Source organism: Paraburkholderia sp. UCT2 (assembly GCF_014397665.1).
Taxonomy (GTDB): Bacteria; Pseudomonadota; Gammaproteobacteria; order Burkholderiales; family Burkholderiaceae; genus Paraburkholderia; species Paraburkholderia tuberum.
Map to the genome: position 1 here is coordinate 20,358 of NZ_VZQO01000064.1, position 16,819 is coordinate 37,176.

Below are 16,819 nucleotides of genomic sequence, written 5' to 3' on the forward strand. Positions count from 1 at the left end.
ACCCAAACTCCCACACACCCACGCGCCACTTCAATCGTCCTTTGCGCCGCCCGCCTGCGTACTAAGCCCGCACACCACCCGCACCCGCTCGAGCGCACGCTCGGCGCCGGGCAACAGCCCGACCAGCTCGAGGCGAATCAATACGCTGAGCAGCGTCACCGACAGCGCCGCTTCGCCGATCACCCGAGCAGAGGCCATGCCAATCGCGCCGAAACGCGGCGCGAGAACGAGCGCCGCTGCGAGATTGACCAGCGCCGAGGCGACGCCGGCAATCGCGAGCACCCGGTCTCTCCTGCGCGGCACGAATACATAGAGCGCGACGAACTCGTTGAAAGCCGCGAACGGGAACATCCATGCAAACACCTGCAACACGTGCACGCTCGGCTCGAACGCGGCGCCGAGAATCAGCGGCAACACGAAAGGCGACAGCGTCAGCGCGCCGCACAGCACGAGCACGCCATAGCCGAGCAGCAAGATGGCGCCGCGCCGCGTCGTGACATGCGCGCCCGCCTTGTCGCCCTGCGCGAGTTGCCGGGTTATCGTCGGAATAAAGACTTGCGCCGCGGGGGCCATCAGGCTGAGTCCGATCGTCGCGAAACGCTCGGCCGCGCCGAAATAGCCGACCTCCGCGGGCGTCGAGAACAAGGTCAGCAAATACGTCGACGATGCCGTCAGCACGACGGAGCCGGACGAATAGCAGAACAGCATCGTCGACCTGCGCACGAGCGGCAGGACGCCGGCAAACGCCAGACGCGGCCAGCCGAGTTGCCACGTCGTCAAACCGTAGGCAATGATCAAGGACGCGATACCCGCAATCAGCAAACTCGCCAACACCCAGACGGCATCGTTCGGTCCTTTGACGAGAGTCAGCACCAGCACGAGACTCAGCGCGAAGCCGAACACTTCGATCATGATCGGCGTTCGAATGTGTTGCCGCCCCTGAAACAGCCAGCCGAGATTGCATGCCGACACGATACCTAGCAAGGTCGCGAGCAGGCCGATCAGCGGCCGCTCCGACAGTAACGGTGAACAGAACGTCGCAATGATGCCGATGCCCGCGCCGATCACGGCGAGTGTCAGCCGCGCGCTGACATGCAGCGAATAGATCGCATTGCATTCCCGGGTCGACTGCGCTTTCGCCACCTCGCGCATGCCGACAAAGGTAAAGCCGAAGCCGACGAGCATCCATATCACGTTCATCAGCGACATCGACGCGAGTACCCGGCCGTATTCGGCCACGCCGAGCACCCGGCCATAGAACGGCACGACGATCAGGAGGTACACGTACCTCATGAAATAACCGGCGTAAACAAATACGATCAGGTTGGCGCTCGTTCGTCTATCCATGCCGTCCTCCTTCGCCTCAGCGTCCTGCGACGCGACGGCGCGCGAGCGGGTTCGCGATATAACGGACCGCGAAATCCGACAGCGGCGAATAAGGCACGAGACACAGGCTCGACAGTACGAGCGTGCCAAGCTTCTTCTTCAGGCTCCAGAACGGATTTGCAATGATCGTGTGCAGATAGTTACGCGAATCGAGGATCATCCAATGCCAACGCCGGAACAGGGTCGCGCGATAAACGGAAGAGCAGAATGTCGCTTTCTCGTGTGAGAAGTCGAGAAATGTTGCCGGTAGTTCTATGTCGAGCCGATCTTTGGCGATATTGCGCAGAATGGCCCAGCGCATGTTGAACGCGCGCGGTGCTTTCGTCAGTTGTTCCGAGTTCGCGAACGACACCGTTTCACTGCCCGCGTTATGCACCCGGTAGCCGCCTAGCGACTTCGACACGGTAGCGATCGGTCCAGCCAGCGCGACGCCATAGATCGCATAAAAGTCCGCGCCATAGCGATTCACACCCTCTTCGGGAACCGGGAAGATCTGCTTGAGCGCGCTCACCCGGTAAGCATTGCCAGACGCGGGCGGGGACGGATAGAGCCAGCCACCGCGCAGCAGCCTGCCGCAGTCGTGTGGCGGCTCGCTATTCGGCACGTAGGCACCCGTCAATGCGCCTTCGTTGTCCATCACGTCGAGCCGGAATTGCACCTTGGCCCACTCGCCGCCCTCGAAAAAGCGCATGACTTCGGTAACCGCGGATGGGTACAGCACGTCATCGGAATCGAGAAGGATCACATACTCGGTGGTGAGCGACGCGATTGCATAGTTGTAGGCGGATACTTGCCCGCCGTTTTTCTTGCACAACGTCAGTACGCGATCGCCATAGCTTTCGATGATCGCGCGCGAACCGTCGGTCGAGCCATCGTCGACGACCATGACGGTGGTCGCCGGATAATCCTGCGCGAGCGCCGAGTCGATCGCCGCGGCCAGATAGTGCTCGTAGTTGTAATTGCAAATCGCAATGGTGACGTGCTTCATGATGTGTCAACGCTATCCGTCAGGTTCGATCCGCCGGCTCCCGGCGGTCGTCATGCTCGCGAAATATCGCTATGCCACTGCCTGCGTCACACGACGCACCACGAGATAAGCCAGATGTTTGGGCGGATTATTACCAGCGCCGTTCACCTGGTCGGGTACCTTGAATCGCACGTTCATCAAATCGTTGTCCCAACTCGATGCAACCTTGCCCGGTGCGCTCGCCTCGCCGCTCAGCGCATCGATGAAATCGACCTGCACCGCGTGCGAGCGCAGCGGCTCTAGCCCGCCGATGGAAATGTTCTGCCAGCCCGCGCTGCTGCTCACCTGCATCACGAGGTCGTTGCCGGAAAGCAAGGCATTTGCAGCAACACCCGGACCGCATTGCAGCGGCTTCGAAAAACTCGCCAGATGCCTACCCGCTGTTTGATGCAACACGACCAAGCTTCGACCGGAAACGTTGTAGGTTCGTTCAGGCGGACCGGGATGCGTGAGACGAAAAGGTTCATAGCCGTCCCAGTGATAGATCATCGACAGGTACTTGTTCGGGTCGTCCCAATTCCTGCCGAGCGCCCACACCGCGAAGTCGAAGAAATAACGCGGCAAATAGTGCGGGTCTTTCATGTACTCGTTGCCGATCTCCGTTTGCCAGATGCCGCGCGCGGGACCGTTCTTCACATATCGCTGGTACAGCGATTCCATATCGGCAACCGGCAAGTAGTGCGTGTCGACGTAGTCGACCCAATCGAGCATGCGCTCTTTCAAGACCGGACTGCGATATTCGAGCCAGCGGTGGAAGTTATCGAGGCCGCCCTGGTCCGGCCAGCCGCCATACACCACATACGCGCGATAACTGCGAATGATGCGGGCCGCCGGAATATGAATCCGCTCCACGTAATCCTGCATCGCGCGCTCATACGGTTTCGAGCGTTTTTCGTCCTTGCTGAACTCCGGGCCGTGCCAGAACACGGACTGCGGCAAGCCGCCGGACAACTTGCCGGCCGCCTCGTTCCAGATCTGGAAATAGCGCAGGTTATAAGGCGGCGCCGAATACTTGCGCACCACGGCGTCGACATACTGCTTCCACGCATCCACGTCGACGGGTGCCGAATTGCTGTCGCCGGGCACGGTCGCATTCCATCTCGGCGTATAGCCGAGCATCAACAGCGAACCGATTCCATTGCGTTCGTTTCGCAACAGTGCCGACGGCAGATCGATATCGAACCCCGAGCTCGTTTTGTCGATGCGCATCGCCTCGCCGGGCCGATCAGGTTGACCAGGGCCGACCGTGTCACGGCCCCAGCTAATGCCCATCGCTCGCCACATCTCGATGTCGGCGGCCGATCCGGCCCAGCCGTTCGTGCCGATCAGATCGGTCATCATGCGGGCGCGCGCGTTCGCGGGCGCCGGGTCCGGTACCAATGCGAGAGCGGGCCGGAGAGTCGACCACGGCGCGGCCGCACCCGCCGCCAACGCGGCGAGTGTGCGCAATGCACGTCTTCTGCCAGCGCGGGTCTTCATGCGATCCATGTTCGTGCCCACCCATCGCTAGCTCGCGGACGCGCGCGGCGTCAGTTCGGGCAGCCGCTCGCCAGTCTTGACATCGAGGATTTCGAGCACCGTTTGCGCCGCGCGCTCCCAGCGAAACTCGCGCGCATGCAGCAGCCCCGCGCTGCGATAACGTTGGCGAAGATCGGCGTCGCTCATCATCTGCGCGATCTTGGCGGCGATGTCGTCCGCGGAGGTCGCGTCGCAGTACATTGCGGCATCGCCGCATGCTTCCGGTATCGACGTGCGCGCCGACGCGATCACCGGACAGCCGCAATACATCGCTTCCAGAGGCGGCAGGCCGAAACCTTCGTACAGCGACGGAAACACGAGGCAGCCAGCGCTCTCGTACAGTGCCTTCAGCTCCGCGTCCGACACGAAACCTGCCCACACGACCTGCCGCGAATGCACAGGATGCTCGACGCCTGCACCGCTGAAGATGCGCGGATACTGTTTTCCCACGATGACGAATTTGACGTCGCGCAGATGCCCGAGCCGCACGATCGCATCGAGCACGCCGCGCAGATTCTTGCGCGGATCGAGACTGCCGACGATCACGCAATAGGCGTCCTTGTTCAATTCGAGCCGTTGCAGCACCGATGGGTCGGCAACGATCCGGTCGAAATGATCCGCGCCGGGCGCCACCACTTTCACACGCGATTCGTCGATTTTCAGGTGATGGCAGATACGCATTTTCGAAAACGTCGAGACCGTCAGAACGATCGGATGGGTGCGCGGCAAGAGCGCGAAACAGATGCGATACCAGAGCCGGAATTTCCTCGAAAAGCCCTGCGGCATGTCAAGGACGGCCATGTCGTGAACCATCACGACCTGACTGTGCTTGAACAGCGGGTTCGTATTGCACAGACTCAGCAGCGTGATGCCGCGTGCGGCGATTGGCAGCGTGATCTGCTCCCATAGCGTGCCGCGCAGCCACGGAAAGCGCCGTTGCGGTTTGAGCAGCGCCCCCGGCTCGACGGCGTTTTGCGGCACGAACACTTCCGGTTCGTCACCGGGCGCGGCGCGCATCTGCATGGCCCGCGTCAGCTCATACGCAACGCGTTGAACCCCCGTGACGGACTGAGAAGTAAACTTTCCGTTGATTGCAAAGGCCATCTGGTTCTCCGTTTTACGCCATCGCGAACGCGCTTTTACCGCGTTGGGGTCTCCACACGCTCAGGCGCCTCGCGGCGCTTGCTGTCCGACGTCGTTTTCGCCGAAATCGCTGGCATAGTTCGTTTCGTAGCCATAGTTCTTCGTGCTTCGACGCAGCGGAATGCCGTTGAACACCGCGCCCGCGATGCGCCCTTCCGCGCGTTCCACCTTTCTGATCGTGTCGGCGATCTCCTCCTCGCTTTGCATGCCCGAGCGCAACACGAGCAGAGATGCGCCCGCCTCGTTCGCGACGATCGAGGCGTCGGTGACCGCGAGGAAAGGCGGCGTATCGATGATCACCAGATCGAACTGGCTCGACAGCCGCTCGAGTACTTCCTTCAGGTGCGGCCTCATCAGCAGCGCGGCGGGGTTCTCCGGGCGCACGCCGCATGACAGGAACGTCAATCCGTCGATGCGGGTCGAGCGCAGCGCATTGCGGAGCGGCAGGCGTTCGGACAGTACTTCGGAAAGACCTCCACGATTGCTCTCGTTGAATAGCGAGGCAAGATGACCGCGTCGCATGTCGGCATCGATCAGCACCACCCGGGAGCCGATTTCAGCGTGCAGGATCGCCAGATTCGCGGCGACGAAGCTCTTGCCGGCCGATGGCGTGGGCCCGATGATCATCACGATGTTGTTGCGTGCATGCGCGAGATCGCGCGTGACGGCGGTCCGTACGCTGCGCAGCGCTTCGACCGATGTGTCGTGCGGAAAGCGCGCGGCGAGAATCCTGTTCTGGACGCCGGATTCGAACTGAATCTCGTGCAGACTCTTCTGCATCGGCGGATGGGCACGCCCGGCTGCTGCCGGCAGCGATTTGCGCCCCGCGGTCGCATCGCGGTCGAGCAGCAGTTGCTGATGGCTGAACAGAATCTCGCCAAACACCGGCACGCTCATCTGGCGCTCGACGTAGCGCGGGTCGGTCACGCCGATCATCACGTGGCGGCGCATGAAGACCAACACGACGCCGGACACGATACCGAGCACCAATCCGCCGCCGAGCACGAGAATCGGCTGTGGCATGACCGGCATATGCGGTCTGATCGCGCGATCGAGAATATGCGCGCCGCCCGTCGTGCTGGCGCGGCGCACCTGCAATTGCTCGGCCTTCTGCACCATGCCGAGATACACCGTTTCCGCGACCTTCTGCGCGCGGATCAGATCGACGCTCGCCCGTTCCGACGCGGGCATGCCGTTGAAATGGTCGGAGAATTTCGCTTTCGCATCTTTCAATTGCGCCAGTTGCTCGTCGACGTTCTGCACCCAGCGGCTTTGTTCCGTATAGCGCTCGAGCATTTGCGTGCGCTGCAATTGCAGCGCGGCGATCTGCTTGTCGAGATCGAGGCCGCCCTGCAAATAGGCTTGCGCCTCGTTGGTCGGCTGCATCGATCGCGAGTTCGAGCGGAAGTTCTTCAGCGCTTCCTCGGCTTTTCGCAGATCGCCGAGTAGACGCGGGAGTTCGCCGTTAATAAAAGCGAGCGTCTGCGTGTCGTTCGCTTGCCGGCTCGCCACCGCGGATGCGAGGTATTGCTCTCCCAATGCATTGGCGACGGCCGCGGCTTTGTCCGGACTCTTGTCGCGGTACTGGATTTGCATCAGCCCGGAGTCTTTCACCTTGTCGCCAATCTTGACCAGACTGGTGAAGCGCTTGATGGCATCGAGCTCATTCCAGCGGATCACCTCGAACTTCGTGCCCGGCCGCGCAGCGAGTTCCTTCACGAGCATCGACACGCCGTTCTGCTTGAGCGGCATGCCGACCGTGCCACTCGCCAGCAACTCGCCGGACGGGCCGTGCAATTCGAAGGCGCCATTGTCGAGCGCGGTCAAGGTCAGCTTCTCTTCCTCGAGTTCGCGCGGCACGTCGAGCTCGGCGATCTGCACACGCTCGCCGCCCCATGCAAACGATTTCAGCCCGAGCCACGGCGCCGCGGGCTGTCCCGGTGTAGCGAATTTTTCGGCGATGTCGCCGAGAACCGGAAGCTTGTGCGGCTTCACCGAAATGTCGAAACGGAACTGGTCCATCACCGGCTGCAAAACTGCACGGCTTTCCATGACCGCCATTTCGGTTACCGACGACGGCGTCGGTGGCGGCAACAGTTCCTGGTTCTGCAACGCGAGTCCGAGGGCATTTGGCTCGGGTGGGTCCACGCGAATGATTACGTCAGCGGAATAGATAGGCGTGGCAATCAGAAGATACGCGACCGCGAGCGTGAGGACGACGACCGTCGTCACCACGATCTCCCAGATGTGGTCGCGCATTAGCGTGAGCATCGCGCGGGCACTGAGTTGTCTACGCTCGGTATCAACAGCGGGATAGAGCGAGTTTTGCGGATAGTAATCCACCGGTCTGATCCTTGCAGGTTGATGAAACAAAACGATCGGCGATCGCTTTGCGTCGCCACGTCGCTATTTATGCCGCCGGCCGGATAGACCCTCGATTGGCTGGCAGCACGGCGAAGCGACGTGCTGTGTCGGGTTAGGTCGGGGAGCCGTGTTCGGGACCTCTCGAACCACGGAAGGCTACACACCTATTGCTTATCCACCGCGGCATTGCCGATTGTTCTTCTCACGAATCAGCGAATGCGAAGCCCGCCATTCACGTAATCCGCGATTGACAATTTCTCTCTCGATGTTGCGCTGAAGCATAGTCCGCAAAGGATCGAGGCATTCGCCGGCGGCCCAAAGTAGGGTGCTATTGGCCGATAATGCGGAGCCTTTTACAAATGAAACAGAAGCCGGAAAGGCTTGTTGCGATCTGCAATTGCTGTAACAGAGTAATACGACAGGCATCGTACATCGCGACAGAACGCCAATTGCACGGCTCAAGTGCCAGGAATGCCCTTGTTATCCCGCAAATCGCGCCGAATCCAAGCCACTCGGCGCATTCCGCCGATGCCCCAGCATTTCGCTTGCAAGAATCGCGCTAATTGATCGGGAAAAAAATTCCGTGCAACGTTAATTACTAGCACGCATTTCTGCGAATAGCGAGGTAAGAATTTCTTGAATCCTGACGATTACGCCAAAACACCCACGCATGCCGGCCAAGCTCGTCTCGCCCAAATCGATGCGCTAATCTCAATGCGTAGATTTTCCTGACTGGAGAAGCTCGCGTGATGAAGCACATTGGTCTATTCGTCTTTCAGGATTGTTCGATGGCAAGTACCGGCGCGATCGGCGACGCGTTCCGGCTTGCCAATGAGTTCAAGAGAACGGCTGGCGAAGAGGCGCCATACCGGTTTACCGTGGTATCCGACGGCGGCGGTCTGGTGACCAGTTCGTCCGGCATATCGATCTGGACGCAAGGCCTCGAACGCTACTGCCTCGCTGATTTCCACGCGCTCTTCGTGGCCTGCCGCGACGTCACCGAAGTCGCGGAATCCAACGACCGCTTTCTGTCGTGGATCTCGCTGCAAGGATCGATTGCATCTTTCGGCATGCAACAGGGTGCGAATCTCGCGGTCGTCTGCAACGACCCGCTGCAATCGATCGTGCCGATTTTTCTGTTCGACGACAGCGGTGACGCCGCGCGCACGCAAAGCAATGTGACGCCGACCGATCTCGCGCTCGCGCAGATCGAACGCGACATCAATACCGACACTGCCCGCAAGATAGGCCGCATCCTGCAAACCGGCTACGCCGAGAAAAGCCGCTCCGAGTTCGACGACGTCAACATCACGACGACGACGGAGAAGATTCGCGAATCGGCGCGCTGGATCAAGGAAAACTACAGCAAGGCTATTTCGGTTGCGCAGGCGGCCGAATCGGTGGCGATGAGCAAGCGCAATTTCCAGCGCCGCTTCAAATGCGAGTTCGGCATGACGCCGCTCGAATATCTGCTGCGCACACGCTTCGAGATCGTTCGCTCGATGCTGAAGAACACCGATCTGCCGGTCGACAAGATTGCGCGCCGCTGCGGAATGGGCGACGGTAATCGGCTTGGGCGGCTATTCAAGGAGCGCTATGGTATGTCGCCGACGCAATTTCGCGCGCAACAGCATGTGGATGCGGAGGAACGCTGGCTGACGCCGGAGGAAAGCTGGAGTGCCGCGACCGAGATGTTGCGGCAAGCGCCGCTGACGCTTTGATTTCAATTCCCGTTACTCCGAGGACGACTCGTCGACTCGACCGCAAAGGGATTAGAACATGACGATCATCAAATCCGCCGAACTGGCCGCGCAGGATGCGGCCGTCGCGCCGAAAAACATGGCCTCCCTACACTCCGGCGACAGTGCTCTGGCCGCGCCCTGCGGGCAGCCGGGCTTGCACACCGGTGCGCATGCGGCGCACGGGCAGTCGCCATCTACCGCGAGAAAAATCAAGGAAGCGGCGAAAACGCTATTGCCGGACACCCTTTTCCTAAGCCTGTTACATCACAAATGCATTGGCCGCTATCCGAACCTGATTCGTCCGGTGACGTTCAATGAGAAGATCCTGCAGCGCAATCTTCATCCTGATCCGCGCTATATCGACCTGACCGACAAGCTTCTGGTGCGGGAATATATTGCCCGTAAAATCGGCGACAAGCATTTGATACCGCTGATCGCAGTGCCCGATTCATTCACGCCCGAAGTGTTCGACGCACTGCCCGATGCTTTCGTAATGAAAGCCAATCACGGCAGCAGCTACGTCGAAGTGGTGAGAAACAAATCAGAGACCTCGTTCGAGAAGCTGAAGAAGCTCGCCGACCAATGGTTGCGCACCGAATTCTATTACGTTGGGCGCGAGCGGCACTATCGGACGATCGAGCCGCGCGTTTTCTTCGAGCAGCTGCTGCTCGATCGGCGCGGCCAGATTCCGGCGGATTTCAAAATGCACTGCTTTGGCGGCCGTCCTGGCGGGCCGATCATCTATATCCTCGTGATCTCGGATCGATTCGGCGACGCGACGCACGGCGACGTGTACGACGCCGACTGGAATCACCTCGATATCGCAATCGGCGACTACAAGCGCAGCGCGTTGCCCGCTCCGCGCCCGCCGCATCTACAGGCCGTGCTCGATGTCGCGGCCCGTCTGTGCGAAGACTTCGACTATGTGCGCGTCGACCTGTATGCGCCGGACGACCTCGTTTATTTCGGCGAACTTACATTTACGCCCGGCGCGGGCGTGTTGCCCTTCACGCCGGACAGTATCGATTACGAGTGGGGCAAGCTGCTGGCTTGAATCCGCTTTCATTCGTAGCGTTTTGCGTCCGCCATCCGATCGGGCGTGCCGGTCAGCGCTTTCAGCGTTTCGACGCCGAGCATGCGCTCGCGCAAAGAGATGGAGGCGGAAAAGGCAAGGACACAAGCCTGAGCGGCGAGCGCCGCCCGCCATCAAGCCGGCGACATGCCGTTTTGCAGCTTTGCGCCGTCGGCCTCGCGCGAGGCCAGAAACGCCAGCAACGCCTGGGCTGCTTCACGCTGGCGCGCCACCGTGCAGATCGCGGCGGTGAAAGTCGTGTTGGACTGGGTGGCGACCGGAAGCTCGCCGAGCACGTCGATGCCCGCCACGTGAATCAATTCGCTCATCTGCTGAAAGCCGAGCGCGGCTTCTCCGCGCGCGACGAGCGTGCCGACCGGCACACCCGGCGGCGCCTTCACGATACGCGAAGCGATCTGCCCGGCAATGCCCCAGCGTTCGAACAGCTTCAGTAGATGCGTGCCGCTCGGCCCCGTCGAGTAACCGATGCTGCGCGCACCGAGAATCGCAGCGCGCAGCGCTGCTTCGGACGCGATGTCCGGGTGCGTTTCTCCGGCCGCGACAGCGACCGCGATGCCCGAGCGCGCGAGCCCGACGCGGCTCGCCGCCTCGACAAAACCCGTCACCACGAGCCGCTCGATCGCGTCGGCGGCAAGCACGACGATGTCGAAGACTTCGCCATCCTCGACCCGGCGCGCCGCATCGACGCCGCCGACCGATTCGACGACGACGCCTTGCCCCGTGCGCCGCTCGTAGAACGCGGCGAGTTCGGCCAGCACCTGGCGCGTGGCCATCGACGAAATGCCGGTGATCGGCGCGCGCGTGGCTTGATCGTTGATCATTGCGACCACGCCTGTCAGTCCTTGTAGCGCAGTCCGGCCTGCTCGAGCGGCCCGCGCATGTTGTACATGTCGAGACCGAGCACCCCAGAGGCGAGTTTCGCGCGCTTCCCGGCTTCATTGGCCTCGCGCGCCGCAGCCTTGTCGAGCACGGCTTGCGCGGCGGCCGCCGGCACCACGACCACGCCGTCCTCATCGGCAACGACGACGTCGCCCGGTGTGACCAACGCACCCGCGCACACGACCGGAATGTTCACCGAGCCGAGCGTCGCCTTGACCGTGCCTTTCGCGGAAATCGCCTTGCTCCAGACCGGGAAGTTCATTTCGCTCAGCACGCTGACGTCGCGCACGCCGGCGTCGATGATCAACGCACGCGCGCCGCGCGCCTTGAAGCTCGTGGCCAGCAGATCGCCGAAGTAACCGTCGGTGCTCTGTGCGGTGACGCCCGCGACGACGACGTCGCCCGGCCGGATCTGTTCGGCCGCGACGTGCAGCATCCAGTTATCGCCCGGTTGCAGCAGCACCGTGACGGCCGTGCCGCTCGCGCGCGCGCCGGTATAGATCGGGCGCATATACGGTTGGAGCAGGCCCGTGCGGCCCATCGCTTCATGCACGGTGGCCGAACCGAGCGCGCCGAGTTTCGCTGCCACCTCCGCATCCGCGCGCTGGATGTTGCGATAGACGACTCCGATTTCATACATGATCACAGCCCCTTCGTTTTCAGCAAGGCGTCGAGACGCGGATAGACGCGCCGCGCGTTACCTTCGTAGATCTTGTAGCGCTGCTCCGGATTCATATCCGCGGCTTCAACATAGCGCTTCGTGTCGTCGAAATAGTGACCGGTTTCCGGATCGACGCCGCGCACCGCGCCGATCATTTCGCTCGCGAACAGGATGTTGTCCACGGGAATCACGCGCGTGAGCAGGTCGATACCCGGCTGATGATAGACACAGGTGTCGAAGAACACGTTGTTCAGCAGATGGTCTTTCAGCAAGGGCTTTTTCAGTTCCTGCGCGAGGCCGCGGAAACGACCCCAGTGATACGGCACCGCACCGCCGCCATGCGGAATCACGAAACGCAGCGTCGGGAAATCGCGAAACAGGTCCGAGGTCAGGCATTGCATGAACGCGGTGGTATCCGCATTCAGGTAGTGCGACCCGGTGGTGTGGAAGCACGCGTTGCAGCTCGTGCTCACGTGAATCATCGCGGGAATGTCGTACTCGACCATCTTCTCGTAGATCGGATACCAGGAACGGTCCGACAACGGCGGGTTGGTCCAGTGGCCGCCCGACGGATCGGGATTCAGGTTGATCGCGACATTGCCGTACTGCTCGACGCATTTGACGAGTTCAGGAATACAGGTGGCCGGATCGACACCCGGACTTTGCGGCAGCATCGCGGCCGGCACGAAGTTCTCGGCAAACAGCCGGCTCACGCGATAGCACAGTTCGTTACAGATCGCGGCCCACGTGCTCGAGATTTCGAAGTCGCCGATGTGGTGCGCCATGAAGCTCGCGCGCGGACTGAAGATCGTCAGATCGAGGCCGCGCTCGCGCATCAGTTTCAACTGGTTGTTTTCGATCGACTCGCGCAGCTCGTCGTCGCTGATCTGCAATTCCGACCCCTTCGGCATCCCGGAAGGACTGTTGATGCCTGCGATCTGGCGGTTACGCCACGTCTCCAACGCTTTCGGCGCGGTGGTGTAGTGTCCGTGAATGTCGATGATCACCGTGATTCCTCAGTAGATGAATTTATCCAGCAGCGCCCGCGAAACGCACGCGCGCCGCGTTGCCTCACGCCTCAATGCGCGATATTCGGCTGCGCCACCGTTTCGGCGCCGCCCACACGCTGGCTCACCAGGATGGCGATAGCGGCGAGTGTGGCAGGGATCGCGAGCATCGCCAGGATCGCGCCGAACTGCCAGCCGAAGCCGAGCAGCGCGCCGCCGATCGCCGAGCCGAAGATACTGCCGAAGCGGCCCATGCCGAGCATCCAGCTCACACCAGTCGCACGCGCAACGGTCGGGTAGCGGCCGGGTGCAAATGCGTTCAGACCGGTTTGCGCGCCGCTCATGCAGAAGCCCGCGGCAAACACCAGCAATGCAAGCGACGAAGACAGCGCGCCGATGTAGCCGAGCCCGAGCACGCACAGTGCGCCGCCGATATACGCGGCGCTGATGACCGGCGCCGGACGCGCCTTGTCCATGAGCCAGCCGACGAGGATCGCGCCGATCGTACCGCCGATCTGGAACATCGCCGTGACGTTGGCCGCGGTCGTGACCGACAGACCCGCATCCTTCATCAGCGTCGGCAGCCATCCGGTCAGCAGATAGATCACGAGCAGGCCCATGAAATACGTGACCCACAGCGCGATCGTCATCGAGCCATAGCCTTGCGAGAACAGCACGCCGATCGGCTTGCGCGTGGGCAGCGGCGGTTCGTTCGACACGAACACTTCATTGCCCCCGAAGTGCACGCCGCACACACGGCCAAGCACCTTGCCGATACGCTGCGCGGGCGCGCCGCGCACCGCGAGCAGACGGGCCGACTCAGGCAGCAGCCAGATCTGGAACGGGATCAGCACGAGCGGCAGTGCGCCGCCGAAAATCAGCACCGCGCGCCAGCCGTGAACCGGAATCAGCCAGCCGGCCGCGAAGCCGATCAATGCCGAGCCGAGATTGAAGCCCGTGAACATTACGGTGATCAGCAGCGCGCGCTTGCGTTGCGGTGCGTACTCGGACAGCAGCGTCGTCGAGTTCGGCATCGCGGCGCCGAGACCCACACCGCTGAGCAGACGCAATGCTGCCATCGAAAACGGCGACTGCGCGAACGCAGTCGCGATCGTGAACACGCCGAACAGAAACACCGACGTAATCAGCACCCACTTGCGGCCGATGCGGTCCGATGCCGGACCCGCGAACAATGCGCCAATCACGAGACCGATCGGCGCCGCGCTCATCACGAGTCCGAATTCGGGGCGCGAAATCGCCCAGTCATGAATGATGGAAGGCGCGACGAAACCCATGATCGCGACGTCCATGCCGTCGGCGGTCACGATCAGAAAACACAGCACGACCAATAGCCACTGGTAGGGCGAAATCGACCGTTCGTCGATGAACTTCTTGATATCAATCCTGTTACCGCTGGTAGTACTGGTCATCAAAACTCTCCTGTCTCCTTCATTGGTCTCATCGCGCGCTCGAAGCGGGTAGCTTCGCAAAGTACGCCGACTCCGTCTCCATCGTGCCGATGGGCCCCTACACGGCTTACTCAAATAATTGGCGTGAAGGTACGTTTCGTCCTTCGCGAGCCAAAGCGCGGGTTAACCATAGGGTAGATGCGAGTATCCGCATTCTCAGCGTTCCGCATAGCATCGGCGAAGCCCGTCCGATTCGCGCAAAGCCCCGCTGGACAAGCGTTCAAACCAGAGTCACGGCCCTTCGAAGCGGGCTTTTCGAACGCCTGCCGGTGCACACCCTGATAAACAGAACAGATGAAGCGGGAATGAACTCGCATAGAACGGCAGTGAGACGCCCCGCTTTCCGATCCACGTGGATGCGCCGCGCCGGTAGTGGATTTGCCCCGCGCAAAAAGGGCACAAAAAGAAAAAAGCGGCATGACCGTGCTATGGCCATTCCGCTTCGGGCTGAGCCGGCCTCGCGAGACCGGTTGGTACTGAATTACCGTTGTGCGCTACCCGGCTCAGGGTGCTGCGACACCCCTTCCGCGCTGCAACCTTCGAGCCAGCGTCCGTCCGTAGTCAGGAATGTCGTATGCTGCGTTTCCCATGCGGCGGGACGGCCTTCCTGCGCGATGTGCGTCGTCATTGAAAGTCGATAGCAAGAACGAAAAGATTTCAGACACGACGGAATAACCATCGATCGATCGCGTTACCGCTTCGGGCGCAATGCCAGTCTGACGCTCGCAGCGTACCTCGTCGCCCGATCCTGCTTGCGCCCCCATACCGGCGCCGACGGCATCCCGTTGACTGCTCCCGCGGCACCGGAATGATTGTCAACGAGCATGGCGTGGTCTTGAGGCACAACATGGTTCAACCCGGATGGGTGCGCATTACGCACTGGATCAATGCTGTCGCGGTCGTGCTGATGGTAATGAGCGGCTGGCAGATCTACGACGCGTCGCCGATCTTTCCCGCAATTGAGTTTCCACCTTCGATCACGCTTGGCGGCTGGCTCGCCGGCGCGCTGCAATGGCATTTCGCAGTGATGTGGCTGCTGGTCGCCAATTTCATCGTCTATCTGGCGCTGAATCTGGCGACCGGACGCTTTCGACGCAAGCTGCTGCCTGTCCGGCCGAAACAGTTGGTCGCCGATCTGCTCGCTGCGCTGAGCGGGCGCCTGAAACACGACGACCTCGCGCACTACAACTCGGTGCAAAAGCTCGCCTATCTCGTCGTGATCGCCGACATCCTGCTGATCGTGTTGTCGGGGCTCGCCATTTGGAAGTCGGTGCAGTTCCCGCTGCTGCGCACGCTGATGGGCGGATATGACAACGCGCGCGTGGTGCACTTCATGTGTATGAGCGTCCTGGTGGCGTTTTTCGTCATTCACGTCGCGATGGTGGCGCTCGTGCCCCGCTCGCTGCTGCTGATGCTACGTGGACGGTAAATCATGACGATCCGAAAACGAACCGCGCAACAAGGCACCTTTCTCGCGACGCATGGCGAATCGATCATTCGCGATGCTCAGCGCGAACTCAAATCGCCTGCGCGCCGGCTGTTCGGATGGCGGCTGCTGACGTTAGGCGGCATCGCGCTGCTGTCCGGTTGCGATCTGACCGACGACAAGGCGGTGAACACCGCGCTGCGCCGCATCTCGTTCTTCAACGACGACGTGCAGGCACTGCTGTTCGATCGGAACAAGCTGGCGCCCACGTATCCGGCATCGATGATCACACGGCCGTTTCCGTTCAATGCGTTCTATGGCGTCGACGAGGTGCCCGAGATCGATGCCGCGACCTACCGTCTGCAGGTCAGCGGCCTCGCGCACGGCAAGCGTACGTGGGCGCTCGACGAACTGCGCGCGCTGCCGCAGGAAAGCCAGATCACGCGTCTTATCTGTGTCGAAGGATGGAGCGCGATCGGTCGCTGGGGCGGCGTGCGCTTTTCCGAATTCCTGCGCCGCGCGGGCGCGGACACGAGTGCAAAGTACGTGTCGCTTCATTGCGCGGACTACAACTACTGGACGAGCATCGACATGCCGACGGCGCTCCACCCGCAGACGCTGCTCACGCTGACTTACGACGGTGACGTGCTGCCGCCGAAGTATGGTTTCCCGATGAGGCTGCGTGTGCCGACCAAGCTCGGCTTCAAGAATCCCAAGCATGTCGTCGCTATCGAAATCACGAACCAGTATCCGGGCGGCTATTGGGAGAACCAGGGCTACAACTGGTTCAGCGGCTCGTGACGCAATGATGTTTTTCTCCTTCCATCAATCACGCACAGCGTCATGTTGACGTGACGCGGGCTAAGTCGTGTCAGGATCATTGCGCGCGGAACAATACGAGTAGTGGATGGGTTGACAAAATATTACGTTTTTCACCGTGGTAGATCGCGTAGCATAGTGGGGGTATGTCCTGCGAGCGCCCCCAACTCGCATTCGTCATTCAACCGCGGAGATTTCGGAAATGAGTATTTTTGGTGACATCGTGCACAAGCTGTTCGGCAAAGCGAATCCGGACCAACCTCCCCCCGCGACGGAACCCACCCC

The 16,819-nt window shown here is 61.3% G+C and carries 14 protein-coding genes; 4 read left to right on the forward strand and 10 right to left on the reverse strand.

Annotation, left to right across the window (positions count from 1 at the left end):
• Window positions 1-30: 30 nt before the first annotated feature.
• The 5 genes from F6X39_RS33120 to F6X39_RS33140 form a co-directional block, all read right to left on the reverse strand.
• Window positions 31-1,347, reverse strand: coding sequence for a lipopolysaccharide biosynthesis protein (locus F6X39_RS33120; RefSeq protein WP_187619712.1), 1,317 nt, complete (start codon window positions 1,345-1,347; stop codon window positions 31-33).
• Window positions 1,348-1,363: 16 nt separating this feature from the next.
• Window positions 1,364-2,374 (reverse strand): glycosyltransferase family 2 protein, encoded by a 1,011-nt coding sequence (locus F6X39_RS33125; protein WP_187619713.1) that lies wholly within the window; start codon window positions 2,372-2,374, stop codon window positions 1,364-1,366.
• A gap of 69 nt (window positions 2,375-2,443) precedes the next feature.
• Window positions 2,444-3,901 carry a hypothetical protein gene (locus tag F6X39_RS33130; RefSeq protein WP_187619714.1) on the reverse strand — a complete coding sequence of 486 codons (1,458 nt, stop codon included), beginning with the start codon at window positions 3,899-3,901 and terminating at the stop codon, window positions 2,444-2,446.
• 18 nt (window positions 3,902-3,919) lie between these two features.
• The gene (locus F6X39_RS33135; protein WP_187619715.1) at window positions 3,920-5,035 is read right to left on the reverse strand and encodes a glycosyltransferase family 4 protein; all 1,116 of its coding nucleotides are present in this window, start codon (window positions 5,033-5,035) and stop codon (window positions 3,920-3,922) included.
• 60 nt (window positions 5,036-5,095) lie between these two features.
• The gene (locus tag F6X39_RS33140) at window positions 5,096-7,417 is read right to left on the reverse strand and encodes a polysaccharide biosynthesis tyrosine autokinase (protein ID WP_187619716.1); all 2,322 of its coding nucleotides are present in this window, start codon (window positions 7,415-7,417) and stop codon (window positions 5,096-5,098) included.
• A gap of 809 nt (window positions 7,418-8,226) precedes the next feature.
• Between F6X39_RS33140 and F6X39_RS33145 the strand changes: the two genes are divergently transcribed.
• Window positions 8,227-9,159: a GlxA family transcriptional regulator gene (locus F6X39_RS33145; protein ID WP_184064849.1), complete on the forward strand. Its 933-nt coding sequence runs from the start codon at window positions 8,227-8,229 to the stop codon at window positions 9,157-9,159.
• Window positions 9,160-9,217: 58 nt separating this feature from the next.
• Window positions 9,218-10,234: an ATP-grasp fold amidoligase family protein gene (locus F6X39_RS33150; RefSeq protein WP_187619717.1), complete on the forward strand. Its 1,017-nt coding sequence runs from the start codon at window positions 9,218-9,220 to the stop codon at window positions 10,232-10,234.
• 152 nt (window positions 10,235-10,386) lie between these two features.
• Here F6X39_RS33150 and F6X39_RS33155 read toward each other — a convergent pair whose 3' ends face one another.
• From F6X39_RS33155 to F6X39_RS33175, 5 genes are all read right to left on the reverse strand, one after another.
• A complete protein-coding gene (locus tag F6X39_RS33155) occupies window positions 10,387-11,094 on the reverse strand; it encodes a substrate-binding domain-containing protein (protein ID WP_222945389.1) in 708 nt (235 codons plus the stop codon).
• A gap of 14 nt (window positions 11,095-11,108) precedes the next feature.
• On the reverse strand, window positions 11,109-11,792 hold the full coding sequence (ligK, locus tag F6X39_RS33160) for a 4-carboxy-4-hydroxy-2-oxoadipate aldolase/oxaloacetate decarboxylase (RefSeq protein ID WP_187619719.1): 684 nt from the start codon (window positions 11,790-11,792) through the stop codon (window positions 11,109-11,111).
• Window positions 11,793-11,794: 2 nt separating this feature from the next.
• Window positions 11,795-12,820 carry an amidohydrolase family protein gene (locus F6X39_RS33165; protein ID WP_187619720.1) on the reverse strand — a complete coding sequence of 342 codons (1,026 nt, stop codon included), beginning with the start codon at window positions 12,818-12,820 and terminating at the stop codon, window positions 11,795-11,797.
• A gap of 71 nt (window positions 12,821-12,891) precedes the next feature.
• Window positions 12,892-14,250, reverse strand: coding sequence for an MFS transporter (locus F6X39_RS33170; RefSeq protein ID WP_187619721.1), 1,359 nt, complete (start codon window positions 14,248-14,250; stop codon window positions 12,892-12,894).
• Window positions 14,251-14,770: 520 nt separating this feature from the next.
• A complete protein-coding gene (locus F6X39_RS33175; protein WP_187619722.1) occupies window positions 14,771-14,917 on the reverse strand; it encodes a hypothetical protein in 147 nt (48 codons plus the stop codon).
• A 219-nt stretch (window positions 14,918-15,136) separates the two neighbouring features.
• On the opposite strand from F6X39_RS33175, the gene F6X39_RS33180 reads away from it, so the two are divergent.
• Together F6X39_RS33180 and F6X39_RS33185 are read left to right on the forward strand one after the other, a co-directional pair.
• On the forward strand, window positions 15,137-15,718 hold the full coding sequence (locus F6X39_RS33180; protein WP_187619723.1) for a cytochrome b/b6 domain-containing protein: 582 nt from the start codon (window positions 15,137-15,139) through the stop codon (window positions 15,716-15,718).
• A gap of 3 nt (window positions 15,719-15,721) precedes the next feature.
• Window positions 15,722-16,516 (forward strand): molybdopterin-dependent oxidoreductase, encoded by a 795-nt coding sequence (locus tag F6X39_RS33185; RefSeq protein ID WP_187619724.1) that lies wholly within the window; start codon window positions 15,722-15,724, stop codon window positions 16,514-16,516.
• Window positions 16,517-16,819 lie beyond the last annotated feature (303 nt).

Bases quoted from the DNA above. Each gene is read 5' to 3' on its own strand.
- F6X39_RS33175 (WP_187619722.1), bottom strand. From the start codon at position 14,917: ATGACGACGCACATCGCGCAGGAAGGCCGTCCCGCCGCATGGGAAACG.
- ligK (WP_187619719.1), bottom strand. From the start codon at position 11,792: ATGTATGAAATCGGAGTCGTCTATCGCAACATCCAGCGCGCGGATGCG.
- F6X39_RS33180 (WP_187619723.1), top strand. From the start codon at position 15,137: ATGGTTCAACCCGGATGGGTGCGCATTACGCACTGGATCAATGCTGTC.
- F6X39_RS33130 (WP_187619714.1), bottom strand. From the start codon at position 3,901: ATGGATCGCATGAAGACCCGCGCTGGCAGAAGACGTGCATTGCGCACA.
- F6X39_RS33155 (WP_222945389.1), bottom strand. From the start codon at position 11,094: ATGATCAACGATCAAGCCACGCGCGCGCCGATCACCGGCATTTCGTCG.
- F6X39_RS33120 (WP_187619712.1), bottom strand. From the start codon at position 1,347: ATGGATAGACGAACGAGCGCCAACCTGATCGTATTTGTTTACGCCGGT.
- F6X39_RS33145 (WP_184064849.1), top strand. From the start codon at position 8,227: ATGGCAAGTACCGGCGCGATCGGCGACGCGTTCCGGCTTGCCAATGAG.
- F6X39_RS33185 (WP_187619724.1), top strand. From the start codon at position 15,722: ATGACGATCCGAAAACGAACCGCGCAACAAGGCACCTTTCTCGCGACG.
- F6X39_RS33135 (WP_187619715.1), bottom strand. From the start codon at position 5,035: ATGGCCTTTGCAATCAACGGAAAGTTTACTTCTCAGTCCGTCACGGGG.
- F6X39_RS33150 (WP_187619717.1), top strand. From the start codon at position 9,218: ATGACGATCATCAAATCCGCCGAACTGGCCGCGCAGGATGCGGCCGTC.
- F6X39_RS33170 (WP_187619721.1), bottom strand. From the start codon at position 14,250: ATGACCAGTACTACCAGCGGTAACAGGATTGATATCAAGAAGTTCATC.
- F6X39_RS33125 (WP_187619713.1), bottom strand. From the start codon at position 2,374: ATGAAGCACGTCACCATTGCGATTTGCAATTACAACTACGAGCACTAT.